19 protein-coding genes are annotated in these 24,283 nt (G+C 60.6%); 13 read left to right on the plus strand and 6 right to left on the minus strand.

All coding sequences use genetic code 11. The annotated features are described in order from the left end of the window. From FBY01_RS31970 to FBY01_RS25345, 9 genes are all read left to right on the plus strand, one after another. Nucleotides 1-94, plus strand: a 94-nt coding sequence (locus tag FBY01_RS31970) for a hypothetical protein (RefSeq protein ID WP_230393244.1), incomplete at its 5' end; no start/stop codon positions are given. Nucleotides 95-209: 115 nt separating this feature from the next. Continuing rightward, the gene (gene eat, locus FBY01_RS25305) at nucleotides 210-1,658 is read left to right on the plus strand and encodes an ethanolamine permease (protein ID WP_077749222.1); all 1,449 of its coding nucleotides are present in this window, start codon (nucleotides 210-212) and stop codon (nucleotides 1,656-1,658) included. A 51-nt stretch (nucleotides 1,659-1,709) separates the two neighbouring features. Next, nucleotides 1,710-3,104: an ethanolamine ammonia-lyase subunit EutB gene (locus FBY01_RS25310; protein WP_010467344.1), complete on the plus strand. Its 1,395-nt coding sequence runs from the start codon at nucleotides 1,710-1,712 to the stop codon at nucleotides 3,102-3,104. An 8-nt stretch (nucleotides 3,105-3,112) separates the two neighbouring features. Then, nucleotides 3,113-3,937 (plus strand): ethanolamine ammonia-lyase subunit EutC, encoded by an 825-nt coding sequence (eutC, locus tag FBY01_RS25315; protein ID WP_178113294.1) that lies wholly within the window; start codon nucleotides 3,113-3,115, stop codon nucleotides 3,935-3,937. Between the two features lie 120 nt (nucleotides 3,938-4,057). Beyond that, nucleotides 4,058-4,516: an N-acetyltransferase gene (locus FBY01_RS25320; RefSeq protein WP_010467342.1), complete on the plus strand. Its 459-nt coding sequence runs from the start codon at nucleotides 4,058-4,060 to the stop codon at nucleotides 4,514-4,516. A 238-nt stretch (nucleotides 4,517-4,754) separates the two neighbouring features. Continuing rightward, on the plus strand, nucleotides 4,755-5,411 hold the full coding sequence (locus FBY01_RS25325; RefSeq protein WP_010467341.1) for a DedA family protein: 657 nt from the start codon (nucleotides 4,755-4,757) through the stop codon (nucleotides 5,409-5,411). Nucleotides 5,412-5,417: 6 nt separating this feature from the next. Then, complete coding sequence (locus FBY01_RS25330) at nucleotides 5,418-6,230, plus strand: zinc-dependent peptidase (RefSeq protein WP_145309988.1); 813 nt, start codon at nucleotides 5,418-5,420, stop codon at nucleotides 6,228-6,230. 273 nt (nucleotides 6,231-6,503) lie between these two features. Further along, complete coding sequence (gene ppa, locus FBY01_RS25340; RefSeq protein WP_008052339.1) at nucleotides 6,504-7,031, plus strand: inorganic diphosphatase; 528 nt, start codon at nucleotides 6,504-6,506, stop codon at nucleotides 7,029-7,031. 229 nt (nucleotides 7,032-7,260) lie between these two features. After that, nucleotides 7,261-8,007 (plus strand): S24 family peptidase, encoded by a 747-nt coding sequence (locus tag FBY01_RS25345; protein WP_145310048.1) that lies wholly within the window; start codon nucleotides 7,261-7,263, stop codon nucleotides 8,005-8,007. Nucleotides 8,008-8,414: 407 nt separating this feature from the next. Here FBY01_RS25345 and FBY01_RS25350 read toward each other — a convergent pair whose 3' ends face one another. The 6 genes from FBY01_RS25350 to FBY01_RS25375 are packed head-to-tail and all read right to left on the minus strand — an operon-like array spanning nucleotide 8,415 to nucleotide 18,593. Further along, nucleotides 8,415-9,230 carry a YfaP family protein gene (locus tag FBY01_RS25350; protein ID WP_145309990.1) on the minus strand — a complete coding sequence of 272 codons (816 nt, stop codon included), beginning with the start codon at nucleotides 9,228-9,230 and terminating at the stop codon, nucleotides 8,415-8,417. A gap of 3 nt (nucleotides 9,231-9,233) precedes the next feature. Then, a complete protein-coding gene (locus FBY01_RS25355) occupies nucleotides 9,234-10,853 on the minus strand; it encodes a DUF2300 domain-containing protein (protein ID WP_145309992.1) in 1,620 nt (539 codons plus the stop codon). Nucleotide 10,854: 1 nt separating this feature from the next. After that, nucleotides 10,855-15,420, minus strand: coding sequence for an alpha-2-macroglobulin (locus FBY01_RS25360; protein ID WP_145309994.1), 4,566 nt, complete (start codon nucleotides 15,418-15,420; stop codon nucleotides 10,855-10,857). After that, complete coding sequence (locus FBY01_RS25365; protein WP_186353740.1) at nucleotides 15,417-16,019, minus strand: DUF1175 domain-containing protein; 603 nt, start codon at nucleotides 16,017-16,019, stop codon at nucleotides 15,417-15,419. Before FBY01_RS25365 ends, FBY01_RS25360 begins: the two co-directional genes overlap by 4 nt. A gap of 32 nt (nucleotides 16,020-16,051) precedes the next feature. Continuing rightward, the gene (locus FBY01_RS25370) at nucleotides 16,052-17,764 is read right to left on the minus strand and encodes a DUF2138 domain-containing protein (protein WP_178113296.1); all 1,713 of its coding nucleotides are present in this window, start codon (nucleotides 17,762-17,764) and stop codon (nucleotides 16,052-16,054) included. Between the two features lie 37 nt (nucleotides 17,765-17,801). Next, nucleotides 17,802-18,593, minus strand: coding sequence for a YfaP family protein (locus FBY01_RS25375; protein ID WP_077749229.1), 792 nt, complete (start codon nucleotides 18,591-18,593; stop codon nucleotides 17,802-17,804). A 508-nt stretch (nucleotides 18,594-19,101) separates the two neighbouring features. Between FBY01_RS25375 and FBY01_RS25380 the strand changes: the two genes are divergently transcribed. From FBY01_RS25380 to FBY01_RS25395, 4 genes are all read left to right on the plus strand, one after another. After that, a complete protein-coding gene (locus tag FBY01_RS25380; protein ID WP_007894317.1) occupies nucleotides 19,102-19,344 on the plus strand; it encodes an exodeoxyribonuclease VII small subunit in 243 nt (80 codons plus the stop codon). Further along, nucleotides 19,341-20,243 carry a polyprenyl synthetase family protein gene (locus FBY01_RS25385; protein ID WP_010467332.1) on the plus strand — a complete coding sequence of 301 codons (903 nt, stop codon included), beginning with the start codon at nucleotides 19,341-19,343 and terminating at the stop codon, nucleotides 20,241-20,243. The genes FBY01_RS25380 and FBY01_RS25385 overlap by 4 nt, the downstream gene beginning before the upstream one ends. Nucleotides 20,244-20,335: 92 nt before the next feature. After that, complete coding sequence (gene dxs, locus FBY01_RS25390; RefSeq protein WP_010467331.1) at nucleotides 20,336-22,234, plus strand: 1-deoxy-D-xylulose-5-phosphate synthase; 1,899 nt, start codon at nucleotides 20,336-20,338, stop codon at nucleotides 22,232-22,234. Nucleotides 22,235-22,397: 163 nt separating this feature from the next. Next, the gene (locus FBY01_RS25395; protein ID WP_145309998.1) at nucleotides 22,398-24,281 is read left to right on the plus strand and encodes a TonB-dependent receptor domain-containing protein; all 1,884 of its coding nucleotides are present in this window, start codon (nucleotides 22,398-22,400) and stop codon (nucleotides 24,279-24,281) included. Nucleotides 24,282-24,283 lie beyond the last annotated feature (2 nt).

Genomic DNA, 24,283 nt, shown 5'->3' on the forward strand with positions numbered 1-24,283 from the left:
CGGCCGTGAAACCCACAAGATGATGCTCGATCACTATCAGCAGACCAAAAACCTGCTGGTGAGCTACGACATCAATCCGTTGGGCTTCTTCTAAACCGACTGTCGCAGGTAAGCCACTCTCCTTGTGGGAGTGGGCTTGCCTGCACATTGGGCCTTCGCTCCCACCCGGCAACCACGCCGGTCAAAAACAATAAGAACAGGTGAAACCTATGCCTAGCGATCAAGCCAGCGTGCAGCCGGCTACCTCCTCGGTCGACTTTGAAAAAGTCGGCTCCGACTATTTCCAACAACGGGAACTGAAAAAAGGTGCAGCAGGCTGGGTCCTGCTGGTGGGTCTGGGCGTGGCCTACGTCATCTCCGGCGATTACGCGGGTTGGAACTTCGGCCTGGCCCAGGGTGGCTGGGGCGGCATGTTTCTCGCCACGTTACTGATGGCGACCATGTACCTGTGCATGTGCTTCTCCTTGGCGGAACTGTCGTCGATGATCCCTACCGCGGGTGGCGGCTATGGTTTTGCCCGTAGCGCATTCGGACCGTGGGGCGGTTTTCTGACCGGCACCGCGATCCTGATCGAATACGCCATCGCTCCGGCGGCGATCGCGGTGTTTATCGGCGCCTATTGCGAGTCACTGTTCGGCATTGGTGGCTGGATGATTTACCTGGCGTTCTACATCATCTTTATCGCCATTCACATTTTCGGGGTCGGCGAAGCCCTGAAACTGATGTTCGTTATCACCGCCATCGCCGCGCTGGCATTGGGCGTGTTCCTGGTGTCGATGGTGCCGCACTTCGACGTCGCCAATCTCCTCGACATCCCGGTGACTGACGCCAAGGGCGCCAGCAGCTTCCTGCCTTTCGGCTACGTCGGCGTGTGGGCGGCAATTCCTTACGCGATCTGGTTCTTCCTCGCTGTCGAAGGCGTGCCGTTGGCAGCAGAAGAAACCAAAAACCCGAAACGCGACCTGCCCCGCGGCTTGATCGGCGCCATGCTGGTGCTGGTGAGCTTTGCCCTGCTGATTCTGGTCATAGGCCCGGGCGGTGCGGGCGCCAATGCACTGCTGACCTCGGGCAATCCGTTGGTCGAAGCATTGAGCAAGGCCTATGGCGGCTCGACCTGGATGGGCCACTTCGTCAATCTGGTGGGCCTGGCCGGGCTGATTGCCAGTTTCTTCTCGATCATCTACGCCTATTCGCGACAGATCTTCGCGCTGTCCCGCGCCGGCTACCTGCCGCGCAAACTGTCAGAAACCAACAAGAGCAAGGCGCCCGTACTGGCTCTGATTATCCCCGGCATCATCGGATTCGGCTTGTCACTGACCGGTCAGGGTGACTTGCTGATTCTGGTAGCGGTGTTCGGTGCGACCATTTCCTACGTCCTGATGATGGCGGCGCACATCACACTGCGCATTCGACGCCCCAAAATGGATCGGCCCTATCGCACGCCCGGCGGTATTTTCACCTCCGGTGTAGCGTTGGTGCTGGCTTGCATCGCCGTAGTAGCGGGTTTTCTGGTAGACCCACGCGTGGTGATTGGCGCTGCGATCATCTATGGAGTGTTAATTGCTTACTTTGCTTTCTACAGTCGGCATCACTTGGTAGCAGGCACGCCCGAAGAAGAATTCGCGGCCATTCAGAACGCTGAAAAAGCCCTGCACTAACGGCCAGAAATTACGGCGCAGGCCCTGTCTGCGCCGTCACGGAGAATCTGTATGGCAAGTTTTGCTCACTCGGTCGGCGCCCTGACCTTCCGTTTCGATAGCCTCAAGGACGTCATGGCTAAGGCCAGTCCGGCGCGCTCCGGGGATTTTCTGGCCGGCGTCGCCGCCCTCAACGATGGCGAGCGCGTAGCGGCGCAAATGGCCCTGGCTGACATTCCGCTGACTCACTTCCTGCAGGAAGTACTGATTCCCTATGAGGCTGATGAGGTCACCCGACTGATCATCGACACTCACGACAAACATGCGTTCATGGCCGTCAGCCACCTCACCGTCGGCGGCTTCCGCGACTGGCTGCTGAGCGACGCGGCCGACGAACAGAGCCTGCGCGCCTTGGCGCCCGGGCTGACCCCGGAGATGGTCGCCGCTGTCTCGAAGATCATGCGTGTGCAGGATCTGGTGCTGGTGGCGCAAAAGATTCGCGTGGTCACGAAATTCCGCGGCACGATGGGCTTGCGCGGGCGTTTATCCACGCGCCTGCAACCCAACCACCCCACCGACGAACCGGCCGGCATTGCGGCGAGCATTCTCGACGGCCTGCTGTATGGAAACGGGGACGCGATGATCGGCATCAATCCGGCCACCGACAGCATCGCGTCGATCTGCGCCATGCTGGAAATGCTCGACGCAATCATTCAGCGCTACGAAATCCCGACCCAGGCCTGTGTGCTGACCCACGTCACCACCTCCATCGAGGCGATCAATCGCGGGGTTCCGCTGGACCTGGTGTTCCAGTCGATCGCCGGCACCGAAGCGGCCAACGCCAGTTTCGGCATCAACCTGAATGTCCTGCAGGAAGGTTACGACGCCGGACTGAGCTTGAATCGCGGCACCCTGGGCCAGAACCTGATGTATTTCGAGACCGGCCAGGGCAGTGCCCTGTCAGCCAACGCCCACCACGGCATCGATCAACAGACCTGCGAGACCCGTGCCTACGCTGTGGCGCGTCATTTCAAGCCGTTTTTGGTCAACACCGTCGTAGGATTCATCGGCCCGGAATACCTCTACAACGGTAAACAGATCATCCGCGCCGGCCTTGAAGATCACTTCTGCGGCAAGCTGCTCGGCGTACCGATGGGCTGCGACATCTGCTACACCAACCACGCCGAAGCCGATCAGGACGACATGGACACGTTGCTGACCCTGCTGGGCGTCGCCGGGATCAACTTCATCATGGGCATCCCCGGCTCCGATGACATCATGCTCAACTACCAGACCACCTCGTTCCACGACGCCCTTTACGCCCGCCAGACCCTGGGCCTGAAACCGGCGCCGGAGTTCGAACAATGGCTGGCGAGAATGGGCATCCTGACCCAGGCGGATGGCAAGATTCACTTCGGCGACAGCCTGCCGCCGGCCTTCCGTCAAGCCATGGCGCAATTGGGATGAGCGTTGAAATGGATAAACCACCTGTTGACCCAGAGAATCCGTTGCTGGAACTGCGTCGCCTGACCCCGGCGCGGATTGCCCTGGGCCGCACCGGCACCAGCATGCCGACCAGCGCGCAACTGGATTTCCAGTACGCCCACGCACAAGCCCGGGACGCGGTGCACTTGCCGTTCGATCATGCCGGGCTCAGCTCGCAACTGGCCGAGGTCGGGCGCGAGAGTTTGCTGCTGCACAGCGCCGCCACGAACCGGGACACTTACTTGCAGCGCCCTGATCTGGGGCGAAAGTTGAGCGATGAATCGGCGCAGACCCTGCGTGAATACGCGCAGGCGAACCCGGGTGGCGTGGATCTGGTGATCGTGGTCGCCGATGGCTTGTCGGCGCTGGCCGTTCATCGCCATACCTTGCCGTTTCTGGCGCGGATGCAGGAGCAAATCGAGGCTGAAGGCTGGTCCGTTTCACCGGTGGTGCTGGTGGAGCAAGGGCGGGTCGCGGTGGCCGACGAGATTGGCGAACTGCTCGGCGCAAAAATGGTGGTGATCCTGATCGGTGAACGCCCGGGTCTCAGTTCGCCGGACAGCCTGGGTTTATATTTCACCTACAATCCAAAGGTCGGGCTGACGGACGCCTACCGCAATTGCATCTCCAATGTCCGGCTCGAGGGCCTGAGCTACGCAATGGCCGCACACCGCTTGCTGTACCTGATGCGCGAGGCTTGCCGCCGCCAGCTGTCGGGGGTCAATCTGAAGGATGAAGCCCAGGTTCAGACGCTGGAGTCGGACGCAGGTGCGGACATGAAAGGTAATTTCCTACTGAGCCCGCCGAATGCCTGAACCGTTTCCGCATTGCGTTTCTGTTCCGGTTTCAGGCAGGATCGATGCACGGCTGCCCGAGTGAAGAACCGTTCGCCGTCAGAGCACGTGAAGACAGCCACTTGAAGACGAGACCTATCGATGCGGATTATTCAAGCGACCCTCGAACACCTGGACCTGCTGACCCCGTTGTTCGTCAAATATCGCGAGTTTTATGGCTCCTTGGCTTATCCAGACTCCTCCCGGGCATTCCTTGAAAAACGTCTGCGCCGCAAGGAATCGGTGATCTATCTGGCGCTGGCCGATGACAAAGACAAGCTGATGGGTTTCTGTCAGTTGTACCCGAGCTTTTCATCCCTTTCGCTCAAGCGCGTGTGGATCCTCAACGACATCTATGTCGCCGAAGACGCCCGCCGTCAGTTGGTGGCCGACAACCTGATTCGCACCGCGAAGAAAATGGCCAAGGAAACCAATGCCGTGCGCATGCGCGTTTCCACCAGCAGCAACAACGAAGTGGCGCAGAAAACCTACGAATCCATCGGGTTCAAGGAAGACACCGAGTTCAAGAACTACGTATTGCCGATCAGCGACGAGCTCTGATCCTGACTTCTGTGATGAGGGAGCGCGCTCGTTCATCACAGAAAGGGTTATTTATTGTCACCAGACTTCCGGCCGCGCCATAGACATCCCCCGCTACAATCTCGACGCGCGTTTCACCACTCAGCCCGTATAATGCCGGCCTTTTCGGCTTGTAAGAAAAACTACACTCGTCTGTAGGCTTTCGCGAAGTCATCCGCACAGGCCTGCTGAGTCCGGCCGTCACCACAGGTGCCCCTCCATGGATTTCAACCCGATCGACCTTATCCTGCATCTCGATGTTTACCTCGATTTGCTGGTGAACAACTACGGGCCATGGATCTACGCCATCCTGTTTCTGGTGATCTTCTGCGAAACCGGTCTGGTGGTGATGCCCTTCCTGCCGGGCGATTCCCTGCTGTTCATCGCGGGCGCCGTTGCGGCTGGCGGCGGCATGGACCCGGTGTTGCTGGGCGGTTTGCTGATGCTCGCAGCGATCCTCGGTGACAGCACCAACTATGTCATCGGCCGAACAGCGGGCGAACGCCTGTTCAGCAACCCGAACTCGAAAATCTTCCGTCGCGACTACCTGCAACAGACCCACGATTTCTATGACAAGCACGGTGGCAAGACCGTGACCCTGGCGCGCTTCCTGCCGATCATCCGCACCTTTGCACCGTTCGTCGCCGGCGTCGCCAAAATGCCTTACCCGCGTTTCTTTGCCTTCAGTGTGCTCGGCACCATTCTGTGGGTCGGCGGTCTGGTGACCCTGGGTTACTTCTTCGGCAACGTGCCGTTCATCAAGAAAAACCTTTCGCTGCTGGTGGTGGCCATCATCCTGCTGTCGCTGGTACCGATGATCATCGGCGTGGTCCGCAGCCGTTTCGGCAACGCCGCGTCCAAAACCCAATCGCGCTGACTCGCGATGTGGTCCCTGAGCGCCTGGCGTCGCCGGCGCATCCTGGCCAGACACCCGATTGCCGACGACGTGTGGCAGCGGGTGCGCCATCACTTGAGTTTTCTTGACGGCATCAGCGCCGCCGAAGACCAATGGCTGCGTGAAGCCTGCGTGCTGTTCCTGGAAGATAAACACCTGACCGCCCTGCCCGGCGTCGAACTCCATCAGGAACAACGCCTGTTGCTCGCCGCTCAAGCGCAACTGCCACTGCTGCACCTGGGCGATCTGAACTGGTATCAGGGTTTCCACGAAATCGTCCTCTACCCCGACGACTTCCTCAGCCCCCAACGGCATCGCGATGCCAGCGGTGTCGAACACGAGTGGGACGGCGAACACAGCGGCGAAGCCTGGCAGCAAGGCCCGATCATCCTTGCCTGGCCCGGCGTGATGGCCAGCGGCGGCTGGGAAGGCTACAACCTGGTGATCCACGAGCTCGCGCACAAACTCGACATGCTCAACGGCGACGCCAACGGCTTGCCGCCGCTGCACCCCGACATGCGGGTCAGCGAGTGGGCCAAGGTCATGCAACACGCCTACGACGACCTCAATCGGCACCTTGACCGCAATCCGGACGCCGATACGGCCATCGATCCCTATGCGGCGGAAAACCCCGCCGAATTCTTCGCCGTCACCAGCGAATACTTTTTCAGCGCTCCGGATTTGCTGCACGAGGCGTATTCTCAGGTCTATGAGCAACTGAAGCTGTTTTACCGCCAGGACCCACTGGCCCGGCTACGGCAACTTCTGGCCGAGAACCCGGTCTATCAGGCACACGACTAGTGCCCAGCCTCACCGATACGTTGCTCTTTTGACGAGTGGTCGTTGTGGTCAGGCAAGGCGCCGCGACGAGTCATAGCTGGCTATGGCGAGGAGCGGCAACGCAGCATGACCGCAACGGACGCCGTCAAAAAGCAACAGTATCGGTGAGGCTGGGCACTCGGGTCTACACGACCTCTGGCACATAGCAACGGTGGCGGAATATGCCTATAATCGCCGCCACTTTTTGGTCAATCCGGCCAAGTGTTTTTGGTCAACTAACGGGGGCACCGCCCAATGAGCTACAGCAAGATTCCGGCTGGCAAAGACCTGCCGAACGACATCTACGTCGCGATCGAGATCCCGGCCAACCACGCGCCGATCAAGTACGAAATCGACAAAGACAGCGATTGCCTGTTCGTTGACCGTTTCATGGCCACCCCGATGTTCTACCCGGCCAACTACGGTTACATCCCGAACACACTTGCCGACGACGGTGACCCCCTCGACGTGCTGGTCGTTACCCCTTACCCGGTAGCGCCAGGCTCGGTGATCCGCGCTCGTCCGGTCGGCATCCTGAACATGACCGACGACGGCGGCGGCGATGCCAAAGTCATCGCAGTCCCACACGACAAGCTGTCCCAGCTGTACGTCGACGTGAAGGAATACACCGACCTGCCACCCCTGCTGATTCAGCAGATCGAGCACTTCTTCGCGAACTACAAAGATCTCGAAAAAGGCAAATGGGTGAAAATCGAAGGCTGGGCCGGTGCAGATGCCGCTCGCGACGCCATCACCAAGTCGGTTGCAGCCTACAAAGGCTGAGACGCTGCTGGCCTCGCGCCTGTGACGACTTGAAAAAACCCCGGTTGATCCGGGGTTTTTTGTGGGCGCCTATTAAGGGCCTTTTAAACGCTACGTTTAATTTCAGAACGCTACGTTTTTTCTTGTTTAATTTGTTCCAAATACGTCTTACATCCGGTCGTAAATTTCCCTCGAAATTTGAACGGCTCGTTTATTCAAAGCCCGGCGCAGCAGCCGTAGACTCGTGTTTATGAAAAAGAACACTAGCGGCCCACGGTTTAAAGCGCTCCTCGAAAAAGCGAAAATAACGACGACAGGTTTTGCCGCTTTCTTCGACACGGAGCCGCAAAATATCCATAACTGGTACACCCGCGGTGTGCCCGCCTACCGCATGGAAGAGGTCTCCAGATTACTCTCGGTAAACAGTGACTGGCTCAAAACAGGTGAAGGCCCACAAGACTCCAAACACCTGCGCCTTCTCGACGAGGCCGGCAACACCTTCGACGCCCAGGCCATTCGCGGCATCTACACGGTGGTCGAGCCCTCCGACGTCAAACTGCCCCTCTTCAAGGAAATCCCCATCGCCCCGGGGTCCTGTAAAACCCACGTCGCCGAAGACCCCGGCCAATTCATCCGCCTGCCCAAAACTCACCTCGACTCCCTGGAAATCAAATACACGGATGTCTTCTGCGTCCACATGATCGGCAACGGCATGGGCGAGCGCATTGAGGACGGCTCGACACTCGCCATCGACCGTGGACTGACCAAAGTGATTGACGGGGAAATCTATGCCATCGAGCACGACGGGATGCTGCGAATCAAATACCTGCACCGGATGCCGGGCAACGCCCTGCGGCTGCGCAGCTACAACAAAGCTGAACACCCGGATGAAATCTTCAATGCCGAGCAGATTGATAAGCAGAACATCAGGGTGTTGGGGTGGGTGTTCTGGTGGTCGACCCTGAACAAACGGCGGCCGGCGGTGCCGTTTTTGTAGCACCGCGCCGTATTCATCGCGAGCGCTCCCACAGGCACTGCGCAATCCATGTGGGAGCGAGCCTGCTCGCGGTGAGGGCGGAACATTCACGCTAAAATTCCGGGCGGGTCACTTAATCCCGAACTCCAATAGCTCTAAGGCGCACACCACACTGGGAATTCCCCAAAAAAATCAGTATGCTGCGCCCCACATTTGCGCATCACCCCGCCCCGCGGCTCTGATCGCACCGACAAGGCAGATGACTTTCTCGCCGAGTCCCACAGCCGGACGCAAGATCCGGGTGTACGTTTTGAAGGCTGGTGAGGTTTACCAAAAATGAACCAAGCCAGTCCCCGAGAAGCCGGCCACAAGCCGGCTTTTTAATGCCCGGAAAAAGTAAATAGTGCAGCAAGCTGCTGCACTATTCCTCACGGATAACTAAACCCCTTAACCAACGTCAACTCCCCCACCGCCCGCATCGGCACCAGAAAAGTCTCCATCTTCTCATTCGGCGTCCCTTCCTCCGTAATCACCGTCACCTGCGCCGTCGTCAACGGCTGAACCGCATCCTCCTGCCCCTGTTCATCACTCCGATACCCACCCCCGAAGTAATTCACATAGACGAGGTATTGGCCTTTGATTGGCGCCGGCATGGCGAAGATTTCCGGGCCGTATCCCGTCGTCACGTCGACATCGAGCGCAGCGCCATTGGGAACAGCGCGGTCGCCGTACCAGATGTGGGCGCCATCAGGCGTGATGAGGTGCAGGTCCAGATCCGTCCCATCGCTGTCCCACGCCAGCAGCACGCGCAACTTGGCCGGCGTAGCCCCACCACTGACATTAAGAAATTGCGTCCGAGCCCGTTGCTGCCCATCAGGGCTGCGAACTTCAACGCTGTTGCTGCCATTGGGAAACGAGAACGGTCGATCAAAACGCCCAGACGGATCAATCTTCAGCGGCATGCTGACGCCGTTGACGATCAACCGCCCAGGTTCTCTGGACTTTGGCGTGGCGTTGATCTGCCCGGTGATACGGGCGGTATTGGCTTGGCCGACCGGCGTGTTCACCGAAGAGGCTGGATAGTTAACGGTTTGACGAAAGTTTTCACCTTCACCTTCGGACGCGCCAGTGCGCCAGCCACCAACGGGCGTATTGAGTTTCACACCACTCTCAGCCGCAAAAACTGCGGGCAATACACAAAAAGAACAAAGGAACAGGAAGACCTGTGGATAACGGAGTTTCATGGCCTATTCCAGCAAGAGGTGGCGGGCGAGCCCTTCGATGTAGGTTTCATCCTGGCCGTTGGGGTGTGCTTCGAAGGCCAGGTGCAGGTATTCGTGGGTCAGGTCGAGACGGTCTTGCAGTGACAGCACGCCGCGCACGTAGATGCGCTGGCGTTCGCGGTCGACGTAGGGGCGGCCGAAGGCCAGGCGGCAGACGGCGAAAGTGCTGACGTCGTTGTAGCCGACCTCGCTTTCCAACTGCGCACGCCAGCCGCGGCGTTGCTTTAGTAGCCAGTCTTGCGCGGCGGGCAGAGCTTCGCAGGAGGCGACGGGGTTGTCCCAGCGGCTGAGGCTGGCGCGTGGGTAGGCGTGCAGCAGGATGGCGTCGTAGCGCTGGCCGGCGTTGGCTTGTTCGATGGCGTGCTGCCAGGAGAGTTTGTCCGGGCCGGGTTGGTCGGAGTGGTAAGTGACGGTGCTGCCGGCGAGGACGAGGTCGCTGGTCCAGGCGGCGATGTGGCGTGACTCGGCGGTGGCCGGGCGTGGGGCGACGCGTTGGCGGTTGCTGCTGTCGTCGATGCTCAGGCAGTCGCCGTGGCGGGTGGCGTTTTGCAGCAGGTAGGTTCTGATCGCGACAGCCAGGGCTTTGGCGGCTTCAATGGGTTCGGGTTTGGCTTCCCTTTGCAGGACGCGGGCGACGTATTCTTCACGGTCGAGTCGAGCGACGAGTTTGCCCTTCAGCAAAAACAGTTCGCCGTCGCTGTGGATATCCAGTTGATTGCCATTGGCGAATTCGACGCGATAGTCGCCCTGCAGAGGCCCGGAAGAAACAACCCGATCCCCCGCAAGAACACGCCCGATCGGATAACGGGAAAACAGACCGACTTCGACGCAACGTCCCGCATCCAAAGGCCACTCAACCGGCAACACAGAAGCCAACACCCCACCGTAGTGACGCAAGACCATTTGACTGGTCCCCCGGCCGCCCGCCCAGATCGGCGTACCGTCCGCCGTCCATCCGGCAAACCCGCCCTGACGCGACGCAGGGTCCTGATCGCCCAACCAGCTCCAGGTTTTCACCCGCAACCGGCCACCGAGTTCGCCCACGACATTGCCGTCAGCGGCGCTTAGCACCACATCGAGCAACACCCGCCGCGCCTGATCCTGCGCCGGCATCACGGCCAGCACTTTCAGCAATTCAGCCACGGAAACTCGCGTAGAAGGCTGCAACGAAGGCAGGTTCAGCAACCATTCCGGCGCCTGCCGTGCTTGCCAATATTCCCGCCAGCCAGCCTCAGAAATACCCAACCGCGCAGGCTCAAAGTACAAGCCACATGACTTCACCAACGCCTGATCGCGCTCAATTCTGCCGCCCGCAGAGCAGCAATACACTTCCTCTTTCGACTGCCCGCGACACTCGTAAGCGGGCTCACGAGCGCCGGTGTCCACCAGCCAGCCGTACACAAACAACTTCCACAAACTGCCGAGCGGTGCCTGCACATCAGCAGGCAATGGCTCACGTGAAATCACTTGAGTCTGGCTTAACGAAATCAACTCGCCCTTGAAGCCCAGACGCAGCGGCTCCTCCTGCGCTGTCGCCAGCGCAGGGATCAAACACAGCAGCCACCAGACCAGCGGTCGGGTCATGTCAGTTGACCGTGACCTGGCCGAGGGCCGGTTTCTGTTCCTGGGCTTGATGCTGCGGCGCGTAGACCTGAGTGAAACGCACCGGCGGCAGGTTGAATTGGCCTTTCTGCGAGAAGCGCACCAGATGACGCAGGCGCAGCTCGCCGCTCAAGGCATCGACTGGAATCGCATAAGCCATCTGGCCCGGCTCGAAACGCGCTTTCTCCAGCGCGGTCGGCTCGGTGCCGGCCTTGCCCATGAGCTTGATGCCCCACGTCGTGCGCTCGACATCGGCGCCCGGTGGCAGCGGCACTTCCAGCATGCCGTAGCGCAGCGGTTTCGCGGCTTTGCTGGTGATGATCACTTCGTCCAGGTACAGGCTGTCGCTGGACAACGGCTGGGTGCCGACGGTTTCCAGTTTGAAGGTGAAGGCTTCGTCACCCGGCACCAGGCGCGACAGGCGACGGGTGATGGTCACGGCCATCGGATCGACCGGTGGTTGTTTGGTCTGGAAGCTCAATGCGGCACGCAACGGCCGTTCTTGCGTCCCGGTCAGCGACAACACCGCCGGTACGGGTGAAGCGCCCTGCCACGTCCAGTACATTTCACCGGTAGCACCGTGTTGTTTTTTCCAGCCTTCACCCGGCGCCAGTGCGATGGTGGGCGATGCCTGCTCGATGCTGCGTTGCAACCAGGTCAGCGCCAGAGCTCGTTCCAGGGTCGATTGCTGCGGCAGCAAACGCTGCAACAACGCTTGCGCACGAGCCTGATCGAAGGGTTGTAGCGACAGGTTCAAGGCTTCGGCAAATGGCTGAGAACTGACCGCCAAACGCTGCTGGGCATCCGGCAGTTGACGATTGAATGCGTCCGGCAGAGTCACCTTCGATTGCTTCGCCAACGAGGCAGTCAGCGCACGAGCAGCCGCCAAGCCAAGCGCCGAATCAGGATCGCTCATGACAAGGCTGTCCTCGCCATCTTCCATCAGATTCGCCGCGCTGCCCTCGCCTGCTTTCGCCAGGTCATCCATCAACCCACTGAGCAAGGTGTTGACCGGCAATTGCATCTGCTTGGCGAACGAAAGAATCAGCGCCCGCTGCAGCAACGGCGTGTTTTTCGCCTGCTTGGAATACACCTCCAGCACCCGCTGCCAATGCTCCGGCGGCAGGCTCAGTTCCAGCGCTTTGCTGGCGTGCCAGTCGGCGTAATAGGCGTAGGCAGTGAGGAACGCATCCGGCTCGCCGGCCATGCCCCACCAGGTGAAACTCGCCGACGGCCCGGCCATTTGCACCAGGCGCAGACGGCTGTTTTGCATGATCAGGCGCAAGCGATCGCGGACCTGCGGGTTCGACGACAACGCCGGGTACGCAATGCTCAATGGCAGCAAACGACTCGCGGTTTGTTCGACGCCACCGTACGGATAGCTCAGCAAATCATCGAGCGCCGAACGGAACAGCGCTTGCGGACTGTCATCCAGACGCAGACGAATATCCGTCGCGTCCGCCGGCAAGGTCAGCGGCGTATCACCGCTGGCCACGTCCAGGCTTTGGCTTTGCGTGACCTGCCAGCCTTCGCCGGTCGCGGTCAGGCGCACGGCGAGGGCGTCGGCGGTTTTGCCGTCCTGCACCAGTTCGGCGGTCCACTCGCCGGAGGTCAACGCGAACGCCGGCAGTGCGATGTAGTTGATGCCATTGTTCAGGGTCACCGGCACGCGCTGTTCGGCGCAGCCGTAATGGATCACCAACTCGGCCTTGACCGGTTTTTCCGCCTGACTGAAGGCGAACACACCGAGATCCGGTTTGTCGCCATTGCGGAATTGGGTCGGGCCGCTCCATTTCAGGTACAGCGGTTTCTCCGAGCGCAGGAATTGCTTCTTCTGCCCGACCTGCCCGTCATCGGCGATGGCTCGGGCAGTGATGCGCCAGCGGGTCAGCGAGTCCGGCATCTTGAAGGTGAAGCGGGTTTTGCCGTTGGCGTCGGTGATCAACTCAGGTTCCCACGCGGCGGTGTCGACGTCTTCACGACGCGGCCGCTCCAGCACTTTCACCCCGCGCTCGCTGCGGTTGGCTTTACCCGGTGCGCCAGGGCTGCCCGGCAACGCAACGTCGTAGCTGATGAACGATAAGCTGGCGCTGGTACGCACGTTGTTGCGGCGTGGGTGGTAGAAGAATTGGTCGATGGTCGGCGCGACTTCCGGTTGCAGCGCGTAGACCATTTCATCGACCACGCTGACCGTCAGATGTGCCGGAATCGGCTTGCCGGCGAACTGGGTAGTCAGGTCCACCGACACGGTATCGCCCGGCTGATATGCCTCTTTATCAGTGGCAATGGCGACGTCGATCTGCGGCGCGATCACCTTGATGCCGGCGTTCTGGAAGCTGTACTGACCACCCTTGGTGTACAGCACCGAGAAGGTCAGGTTCGGCGCGAAGGTGTCCTTCACCGGGATGCGCGCGCGGTATTGGGTGTCGCTGAGTTTTTCCATCTTCAGCCAGTCGCCGCCCTTGGACAGCAACGCCGTGGACTCGACCTTGTCACGCTCCAGCGACAGCAATGCATCGCTGACGGGCTCAGGGAAAGTGATCAGCGCCAAGGCTTCGTCGCCCGCCTTGTACTCGGGTTTGTCGAGAACGATTTCCACGGTGCCGGGCACCGCTTTGACGCCATCGCCGGTCACCGAATGGCCGGTGGCGCCGACGACCCGGCCATGGTCATCCTTCAACGTCAGGTTGTAGGTGCCTGGACGGTCGAAGGCCAAGGTGAAGCTTTTATCCGTCGCGGCGAGTTTGCCTTCGCCAGTGCTCTGGTCTTCAAGGCGCACCCAACTGTAGCTGCCCGGCATGACGGCTTTGGCCTGCTCGCTGCCACCCTCATTCAAATAGCTGAACGCAACCTTGTCACCCACTGCGCTGAAGCGCTGCGGTGCACTCAAGCGGAAACTCGCGGCGCCACGGTCGATGAGGATTTCCTTGGTGGTCTTGACCCGGTACGCCGCGCCATCGCTGGCAAACACGGTGAGCATGTAACGGCTCGGTTTCTCGGCGGCCGGCAGGTCGAGGGTCGCGTTGCCTTTGCTGTCGGTGGTCAGTTCGGTGCTGGTCAGCTCCACCGGGAATTGCCCGAGGTATTGCAGTTCGTTGTCGACCATCGACAGTTGCTGGGCGCGCAGGCTCAGGCTCAATTTTGCGTTCGCCACCGGTTTGCCGTCCGGGTACAGCAGCACCAGGCTGCCCTTGACCGGTTCGCCGGTGCGGTAATCCTGCTTGGCCAGGTTCAGCGAGATTTCGAAGTGCGGCTTGATGTATTCGGCTACGCGGAAAGCGCTGCTGTAGGCCTGGTCCTTGTAGCTGAAACGCAGTTCATAACCGCCGGCCACGGCGTTATCCGGCAACTGGAATCGGCCTTGGGTGCCAGCCTTGGAGTCAAGCTTCAGCGCCAGCGATTGCAGCGCCGTGCCGGTGGCATCGAGTACGGTCACGTTGACGTCGGCAGCGGTCGGTGCCACGGAATCCCGGGCGTTCTTGAACTCGCGACCGACGATTTTCAGCGACACCCAATCCCCCGGCCGATACAGCGGCCGGTCGGTGAAGGCATAGAGTTTGGTGTCGTAGATTTCGCTGTCGTAGTAGAAGTTCTCGGAGACAAACACCCCACCCTCTTCGTCCTCGCCAATCACGAACGAACGCTCGGGGCTGACGTGTTTCAGGCGCAGCAAACCATCGGCATCGGTGGCGCCGCTGCTCATCACGCCGAGGCCATCGGTCCACAGCACATTGACCTTCGGCACCGAACTGCCTTCGTGCTTGCGCGCAGCCCAGACCACCAGTTCATCACCGGCAATCTTGCTCACGGCCACAGTGTTGGAAACGAACACCATGGTGGTCGCACGGTACTTGCCGATCAGCGCTTCCACCAGGTACAGACCGGGTTTCAAATTGCCCAGCGGAATGTAAACGTTGCCCGGCGCGACGCTGACGAACTCACTGGAAGAACCGGCCAGATTCACACCGGTTGGCGGCTGGATCGGTTTGGCTTGCCACAGCGGATAACGGAACTGGCTGACCACCGGCAAACCCGGAATCAGCGCGAATTGCGGCTGAGCGTCGTAAGGCGTGGGCGCGGCAATCGCGCTGCCCATCTTCAGCTCCGGCACTTCCTCGGTGACTTGTTTGCGTGACTCGTAGGAAAACGCCCGCTGCATCACCCGACGGGATTTTCGATACCAGTTGTCCCACAGGTACGCGAGCGTATTCGACAGGCCTTCACCCTTGAACTGACCGTCGCTGACCACGCGGTGCAGGTTCTTCTGGCGCTTGAGGAAATCCAGCGGTTTGTCGATGCGGTACACGCGAATGTCGGCGCCGCCATAGGGCTCCATGCGGAAACGACGGTAATCGCGACCCGGCGCTTCGAGACGCACCATCGCCTGTTCGTCACTGGCGAAACTGCTGTCCGCCAGCAGGAAAAAGCTTTCACCGGCCACCGGCGTGTAGCCGCTCGGCTCGACGGTGTCTTCGGCGTTGACCGCCGAAAACGGCAGCACCAAAACCAACAGCAGAGGCAGGAAACGCAACATGCGGGCACCGATCATTGGGAGAGAAAGTTCAGTCGATAGACGCCGATGAAGTTGGGGTTGGCTGCGTCGGGTATCCATCGGGTGTCCTTCCATGTCATGAGTTGCTGCAGGCTCGCGGAACGCATGCCGTTGTCAGTGGGGGTGGTGGTGCCGGTGTGATAGGCAATGAAGCGGCCCATCCAGATCATCAGGTGCTGGTCGTCGCCCTGATCGAAAAACATCAGGTCGCCGGGTCGGGCTTGCGCCAGATCGCGACCGACCAGATGGCTGTTGAACTGAATCAACTTGATCGCGTTGACGTACGGCCCGACCTTGCCGCCGCCCTGCTGCCACTGCTGGGCGAGGCTGCGTTGGGCCTCGCTCAATTGCAGCTCCGGCGGCAGGTAGCGGTTGCTCAGGCCATTGCTGCGCAGCCATTTGTCGTCATGGACTTTCAGCGCTTCGTTGGCGGCGAAGCGCACCAGTCCGGCGCAGTCCTGCTGATACCAGCGCGGGCTGGGGCCTTGGGTCAGCTGCTCCTGGGCGATGCGCACGAACCAAGCGCGAAACACCTGGGACTGCTGCGGATCCAGCGCTGCGGCTTCTCCAGCAAACGCGCGACTGCCCAGCAACATCGCCAGCAGGCCGAGGCCTCGGATAAGTGCGGTCACAGCGCTTTCCACTCCAGCGGCAGCCACTGCCAATGGCCGTCAGGCTCGCTGCCTTCGGGCAAAGTCAGGGCGTACTTGCCATAGCCGCCAAGCTTGCGCAGTTTCGGGATCAAGTAGGTTTGCGCGGCGTTGTAGAACACCGGCTCCATGTCCTGCGGCAGGCTGTCGAGGGTTTCCTGCTGCATCAGTTGCGCCATGGATTCCGGGCCGAAGTAGACCGGCATCAGCAGGTCTTTCGGCACCACATCAGCCATCGGCGGGAAACGTTTGTCGAGGGTGCCGAGGGCCTTGTCCACGAGCTTGTCATCGAGGGAGAACAGCAACGTCGAACCGTGACGCGCCAGGCTGACTTTCATGAACGCCTTGCCGGTGATCGCGTCAGGGTTCTCGGCGTCCTTGGCTTTGTAGGGACCGAAGTTGGAGCTGACCTGGCGCTGCCACTGATGGCTTTGGCCTTCCTGTTTCTCGACCACCGGGAACGCGTGTTCTTCGACGTTGCCTTCATAGGCGCCAACCATCGAGCCGAACAGGTTGCCCAAGTCACCGTCGAGTTTGGCGCTGTCGTCGTCATTCAGGCTGGCCACCAGCAACGGCGTGTACAACCGCGAATCGGCGTACCAGCACAGCCCGGCGGCCCCGGCCATGTGTTCGGTCAGCGCCTGGGCGACGGATTCTTCGGCGCCGAGTTTCACCAGCAGCGGTTTCTGCTGTTCGGCGGCGAGCGGCAGGGCCACGCAAGCGCTGGCGCCCATTGGCATGGCTTGCCAGATCGGTTTGAAATCGAAGTCCGGCTGGTTGTCCAGTTCGTCCATGGCGAGGAAGCTGTGCCAGCCCTTGTCGTCCATGTCGAAGCGCAGGCCGGCGAAATTCGGGATGAAACGCTGGTAACCCATGGCCAGGACGCTCGCGTTGACCGACAGGCGTTGTTTCACCTCGGGCGCGCGCGGTGGCAGGCCGAAGGCTTCGGGGAACAGTTTGTCACCGTTGAGCAACGCGGCGATGGACTGGGTCGAGACGCTGCCCGGTTCTTCCGAAGCTCCGCCTTCTGAATCGTAGAGTTTGGTCGGGTTGGACAGCACCACCAGTTTGTCGCCATGGGAGGCGAACAGCAGCGCCTTGCTGGCGTTGTAAGTGAGTTGATAAAGCGTCACATCGTCGGTGCCGACTTTCACTGTGGCGACGGTGGTCAGCTGCGAATCATCCAGCGCCACTTTCGCCAGCGGCTCCAGCACCTTGGCCAGCCCACCGCGATCCATCACCAACAAAAAGTCTTTCAGCCGGCCGTCCGCCCCACGCCACAACGCCACATCCGCCGGTTGATCGAAGAGCTGCTCGATCAAACTGTCCTGCAACTTCAGGTCATGTTCGTAAATGATCCGCCGCAGACTGCCGATCAGGCCGAGGCGATCCGCATGCGCTTCGTAATAGAAGACGAAATCCTCGGTCAGGGTTTCCTTGAGGAACGGCACCGCCAGCAAGTCTTTGGGCAATTGGCTCAGGGAATGGGTTTCGAGCAGACCGTCCGGGCGGCTCATGCCCAGCTTGTCGCTGGCCAGTTCGGCCGGTGGCGCCTTGGGTTTGTGCATGAACCAGCCCAAGCCGGCCGCGACGCCGGCGACCAGACACAGCCCGATCACAACGGCCGTCCAGCGGCGAGGAGTTTTGGCTGCAGGCGTTTCGGCGGCCGGAGAAACAGTGTTATCGCTCATGTTCACAAAACCCGATGTCATCCGTGGAGCGGGATGCTTAATAGTTGAAAGTCTTGACCAGCAGCAGGTCACCGATGGCCCGCAGGGGCACGATGAAGGTCTCGCGTTTTTCGTCGACGGTATTTTCGTTGAGCACCAGGTTGATCTGCGAGGTGATCACCTCGTTCTGGTTGCTGGTCTCCTCGAAGTTATAGCCGCCGCTGCCGAAGTTGCCCCAATAGTTCACGTAAACCAGATAGGTGCCATGCATCGGCGCGGTCATGGTGAACATTTCCGGGCCGGGGCCATCGACGCCGTCCGGATCCAACCCGCCGCCATTGCTCATCGCCGGGCGAGCCCAGAACGCGTGTTGGCCGTCGGGGGTAATGATGTGCAGATCGAGTTCGGCTTTCGGGTCATCCCAACCCAGCACCACGCGAATCCGCGCCGGGGTGCGCAGGTTGTTGGCTTCATAGAATTGAACGCGCTTGAGCGATTTGCCTTCAGAGCTGCGCACTTCGACGCTATTGGAACCGGCGCCGAACGCATACGGCCGGGCGAATCGCCCCTGGTCGTCGGTGTACAGATTCAGGGGATTGCCGTTGACGGCCAGCGTATGAGGCCCGCGTTGCGTGCCGATGGCCTTAAGCTGGCCCTGGATCATCGTGCGATTGCGCTGCACGCCCCGGTCGATGGGCGGCGTCGGATAGGCGACTTGAGGATATTCGCTGCGGTCCAGCAGGCCGTTGAAGCGCCAGCCGCCGACCGGCTCCGACAACTCAGCCGTCGGCTCGGCCCAAGCAGCGGTCGCGCAGACCAACGCCATCAGCACCAGAAGAAATGAACGCATGTGACGCCTCCTGCCATGCATAACGAAACCTTGCACCCGATCCTCGGCGCGTTACAGATCCTAAAACTGCGTTTCGTCAGAAAGACCCGTGACTATTGGGTCGTAGAAGGCGCGAAGGTTAGCCATTTGGCGGTTTTTTAACAATCGGATACATCTATATTTGCGGTAGGAATCACGCTCATTTGGGGCCGTGAGCCGAATAGCGCGTTTATTCGGCTCACGAAATGAGCCGAATAATCCCCATCACTCACGGAAGCGACATTCCTTTGTGGCGAGGGAGCTTGCTCCCGCTCGGCTGCGCAGCAGTCGTAAATGGCTGAATGCGGTATTCCTGAAAACCCTGGGTAAATGGTTTTGGGGCTGCTGCGCGACCCAGCGGGAGCAAGCTCCCTCGCCACAAGGGGTGTTTTCAACTTGCGATCAAGGCTCAAAAACCCGCCCTCATTTGCCCATACCCCCCATGTCTGCTAGTGTCGCGCCGGTTTAACGTCAACCGGAAATAGCCGCCATGGCCCGCAAAAAAGCTGCACTGGATTTCGAACAATCCCTCGCTGACCTGCAAACGCTGGTGGAGCGACTGGAGAACGGCGAATTGTCGCTGGAAGACTCGCTGACGGCTTTCGAGCAAGGCATCGGTCTGACCCGCGATTGCCAGGCGGCGCTGGCCCAGGCCGAGCAAAAGGTTCAAGTGCTGCTCGAGCGTGATGGCGAGCTGGCCGAGGAACCCTTCGACGCGGATCAGCCGGAATGATTGCTGCGTATTCGGCGACCAGCCAGGCCCGCGTCAACGCTGCACTGGAAACCCTGTTCAACGCGCCGAGCCCTGAGCTCGCGCGGTTGTACGAAGCCATGCGCTACAGCGTGATGAATGGTGGCAAACGGGTTCGCCCGCTCCTGGCCTACGCCGCGTGCGAAGCGCTCGGTGGCAAGGCTGAGCAAGCCAACGGCGCGGCCTGCGCGGTGGAGCTGATTCACGCGTATTCCCTGGTACACGACGACCTGCCAGCCATGGACGACGACGATCTGCGTCGCGGCCAGCCGACCACTCACAAAAAATTCGATGAAGCCTGCGCGATCCTTGCCGGTGACGGCTTGCAGAGCCTGGCGTTCAGCGCCCTGCTCGACCCGCGCCTGAGCACGTCGGACGCTGCTCTCACCTCCGACCACCTCCGCCTGCAGATGGTCAGCGCCCTGGCATTGGCGGCAGGCCCGGCCGGCATGGTCGGCGGTCAGGCCATCGACCTTGGTTCGGTCGGTCTGAAACTTGACCAAAAAGCCCTCGAAACCATGCACCGGCACAAGACCGGCGCGCTGATCGAGGTCAGCGTCAAACTCGGCGCCCTGGCCAGCGGCCGTGCCGAGAAGGACGAACTGAAGTCCTTGCAGACTTATGCACAGGCCATCGGCCTGGCGTTCCAGGTGCAGGACGACATTCTCGACGTCGAAAGCGATACCGAAACCCTCGGCAAACGCCAGGGTGCCGACATCGCGCGCGACAAACCGACCTACCCGGCCCTGCTCGGCCTCGACGCGGCCAAGGCCTACGCCCTGGAACTGCGCGATCAGGCCCTGCACGCACTGCGACCGTTTGACGCGGCAGCCGAGCCGTTGCGCGATCTGGCCCGCTACATCGTCGAGCGGCGCAGCTGACGGCGTATCCGCCAAGTTAAAAGCAACGCGTGGGCAGGGGGCGATGCATCAGGTAAACTGCCGCATCTTTTATACCTATAACGATTCGCCTGATGCCCACGACGTTTCATGAGATTCCCCGCAAGCGCCCGACCACGCCCCTGCTCGACCGTGCCAACACGCCGGACGGCCTGCGCCGGTTAGGCGAAGCCGAGCTGGAAACCCTGGCCGATGAGTTGCGCCTGGAATTGCTCTACACGGTCGGTCAGACCGGCGGGCATTTCGGTGCCGGCCTGGGCGTCATCGAGCTGACCATCGCGTTGCATTACGTCTTCGACACCCCGGACGACCGGCTGGTGTGGGACGTGGGTCATCAGGCCTATCCGCACAAAATCCTCACCGGCCGTCGCGAGCGCATGGGCACCCTGCGCCAAAAGGACGGCGTCGCCGCCTTCCCGCGTCGTTCCGAGAGCGAGTACGACACCTTTGGCGTAGGCCACTCCAGCACATCGATCAGCGCAGCGCTGGGCATGGCGATTGCCGCCCGCCTGCAGAACAGTGATCGCAAGGCCATTGCCGTGATCGGCGACGGCGCACTGACCGCGGGCATGGCCTTCGAGGCGCTGAACCATGCGCCGGAAGTGAACGCCAACATGCTGGTGATCCTCAACGACAACGACATGTCGATCTCGCGCAACGTCGGCGGGCTGTCGAACTACCTGGCGAAGATCCTTTCCAGCCGCACTTACGCGAGCATGCGTGAAGGCAGCAAAAAGGTCCTGTCGCGCCTGCCCGGCGCTTGGGAAATCGCCCGTCGCACCGAAGAATATGCCAAAGGCATGCTGGTTCCCGGCACGCTGTTCGAAGAGCTGGGCTGGAACTACATCGGCCCGATCGATGGCCACGACCTGCCGACCCTGATCGCCACCCTGCGTAACATGCGCGATCTGAAAGGCCCGCAGTTTCTGCACGTCGTCACCAAGAAAGGCAAAGGCTTCGCCCCGGCGGAAATCGACCCGATCGGTTACCACGCCATCACCAAGCTTGAGCCCGTTGATGCGCCGGCCGCTGCACCGAAGAAATCCGGTGGGCCGAAGTATTCCGGTGTGTTCGGCGAATGGCTATGCGACATGGCCGCCTCTGATCCGCGTTTGGTGGGCATCACCCCGGCGATGAAAGAAGGCTCCGACCTGGTGGCGTTCAGCGAGCGTTTCCCGCTGCGCTACTTCGACGTGGCGATTGCCGAGCAACACGCCGTGACCCTCGCCGCCGGCATGGCGTGCGAAGGCGCGAAACCTGTTGTGGCGATTTATTCGACCTTCCTGCAACGCGGTTACGATCAACTGATCCATGACGTCGCGGTACAAAACCTCGACGTGCTGTTCGCCATCGACCGCGCAGGGCTGGTGGGTGAAGACGGCCCGACCCATGCGGGCAGCTTCGACCTGTCGTTCCTGCGTTGCATCCCCGGCATGCTGGTGATGACCCCGAGCGACGAAAACGAATTGCGCAAAATGCTCACCACCGGTCACCTGTTCAACGGCCCGGCGGCGGTGCGTTATCCGCGCGGCACCGGCCCGAATGCAACGATCGAGAAAGACTTGCAACCGATTGAAATCGGCAAAGGCGTGGTTCGTCGCCAGGGCAGCAAAGTCGCCCTGCTGGTGTTCGGCGTGCAACTGGCCGAGGCGCTGAAAGTCGCCGAGACGCTGGATGCAACCGTGGTCGACATGCGTTTCGTCAAACCGCTGGATGAAGACCTGGTTCGCGACATTGCCGGCAGCCATGAGTTACTGGTGACGATCGAAGAGAACGCGATCATGGGCGGCGCCGGTGGCGCGGTCAGCGAGTTCCTGGCGCGTGAAAACATCCTCAAGTCGATGCTGCATCTGGGCTTGCCGGACAGTTACGTCGAGCACGCGAAGCCTGCGCAGATGCTGGCCGAGTGCGGGCTGGATGAGGCCGGGATCGAGGCTTCGGTTCGCCAGCGCCTGCAACTACTCAACATCTGAACAAATGCAAAACCCCTTGTGGGAGCGAGCCTGCTCGCGATAGCGGTCTGCCAGTCACCTCTTCTTTGACTGACATACCCTCATCGCGAGCAGGCTCGCTCCCACATTGGTTTTCTGGGCCTTTCAAAATTTGTGTTCGCTTTAAAGCGCCAACGGATTACCGATGAAACTCTCCCCCCTCGCCCTGACACTGACCCTGCTGCCGGCCGGCCAACTTCTGGCCGACACCTTCGAACGCGATCAAGCCCTGAAACTCCCCGAAGTGCTGATCAGCGCCAACCGTCAGGTCGAAGCGCGTAACGACAGCAGCGCCGCCAACACCGTTTTCACCCGCGACGACATCGACCGCCTGCAACCGGGCAGCGTCACGGACTTGCTGAGTCGTGTACCCGGCGTGCAAGTCGTGCAAACCGGCGGGCGCGGCAGTCTGCCGGGGATCTACATTCGCGGCACCCAGTCAGCGCAGAGCCTGGTGCTGGTGGACGGCCAACGCATCGGCAACTCAACCTCCGGCGACAGCAACCTGCAACACATCAACATCGACCAGGTCGAGCGCGTGGAAGTGCTGCGCGGCTCCCGTTCGGTGATTTATGGCAGTGATGCGATTGGCGGCGTGATCCAGATTTTCACTCGGCGTGGTGGCGAAAAAGGCTTGCAACCACGTATGCACGTGGGGTTTGGCAGCCATCAGACCTGGGAGCGCAGCCTCGGATTATCCGGTGGCGATGAGAAAACCCGCTTCAACCTCGGCGCCAGCCTCGATGAAACCACCGGGATCAACCGCACCCACGAGTCCTATCCCAGCGACGGCGATCATGACGAATACCGCAACAAATCGGTCAGTCTGAGCCTGAGCCATGCCCTCACCGACGACATCGAAATCGGCGCCAACCTGCTGGATAACCGCGGCAAAAGCGAGTTCGACAATCCATTCGGGCGCTTTGACACGACGACCTTCGAATCGCTCCAGCAGCAGCCTTACAGCGACTTTGCCGTGAGCAGTATCAGCAGTTATGTCGATGCCAGGGTCAACGACATCTGGAAAACCCGCGTCGAATTCGGTCACAGCGAAAACCGCGAGAAGACCCTCGACAAACTCAGCGATGAACGCAGCGTGTTCAACACGTACCGTGATTCGGTGAACTGGCAGAACGACCTGACGCTCAATGAGCGCAACAGCCTGATTCTCGGCGGCGACTGGTACGAAGACCGGATCAACAGCAGCACCCCGTTCGACGAGGACAGCCGTTGGAACCGCGCAGCGTTTATCCAGCATCGCTACCAGGCGGACAGTTTCTCCACGGAACTGGGTCTGCGCCGGGACCAGAACCAGCAGTTTGGCGGCCAGAACAGCTGGAGCGGCACCTTCACCCTGCCGCTGAACCCGGACAACGACGTATTGCTGACCTACAGCGAAGGTTTCCGCGCACCGACCTTCAATGACTTGTACTACCCGGACTTCAGCAACCCGGACCTCAAGCCTGAAACCTCGAAAAGCTACGAGCTGCAATGGCGCAGTCAGTTGACCGAGACCAGTCGTCTCGAAACTTCGCTTTATCGCACGGACCTTGAAGACGCGATTATTTTTGGCAGCAACTCACGGCCACAGAACGTGGCTTCGGCTCGGATCAACGGGTTCGAAGCGGCTCTGAAACAAGAACTGTTCGGCTGGCAGAGCAACCTCGGCGTGGCGATCATCGACCCAAGGGATCGCGACAGCGGCCATACCCTGGCCCGTCGTGCGCGGCGCACCTTGAGCCTGGACCTGGATCGTCAGTTCGACCGGTTCGGCCTCGGCGCCAGCTGGCAAGCGGTGAGCAGCAGCTATGACGACTTGAACAATCAACAGCCGTTGGGTGGCTATGCCCTGCTGGGGTTGCGCAGCAGCTGGGAATTGAATCGCGAGGTCAAGCTTGAGCTGAAAGTCGATAACCTGCTGGACAAGGGCTATAGCCGGGCGCTGTACACCCATGATGGCAGTCAGTATGGGTATCGCGAGGAAGGTCGGGCGTGGATGTTTGGGGTGACCTGGACGCCTGGACTCTGAAT

The organism is Pseudomonas sp. SJZ077, assembly GCF_007993905.1.
GTDB classification, from domain to species: Bacteria; Pseudomonadota; Gammaproteobacteria; order Pseudomonadales; family Pseudomonadaceae; genus Aquipseudomonas; species Aquipseudomonas mandelii.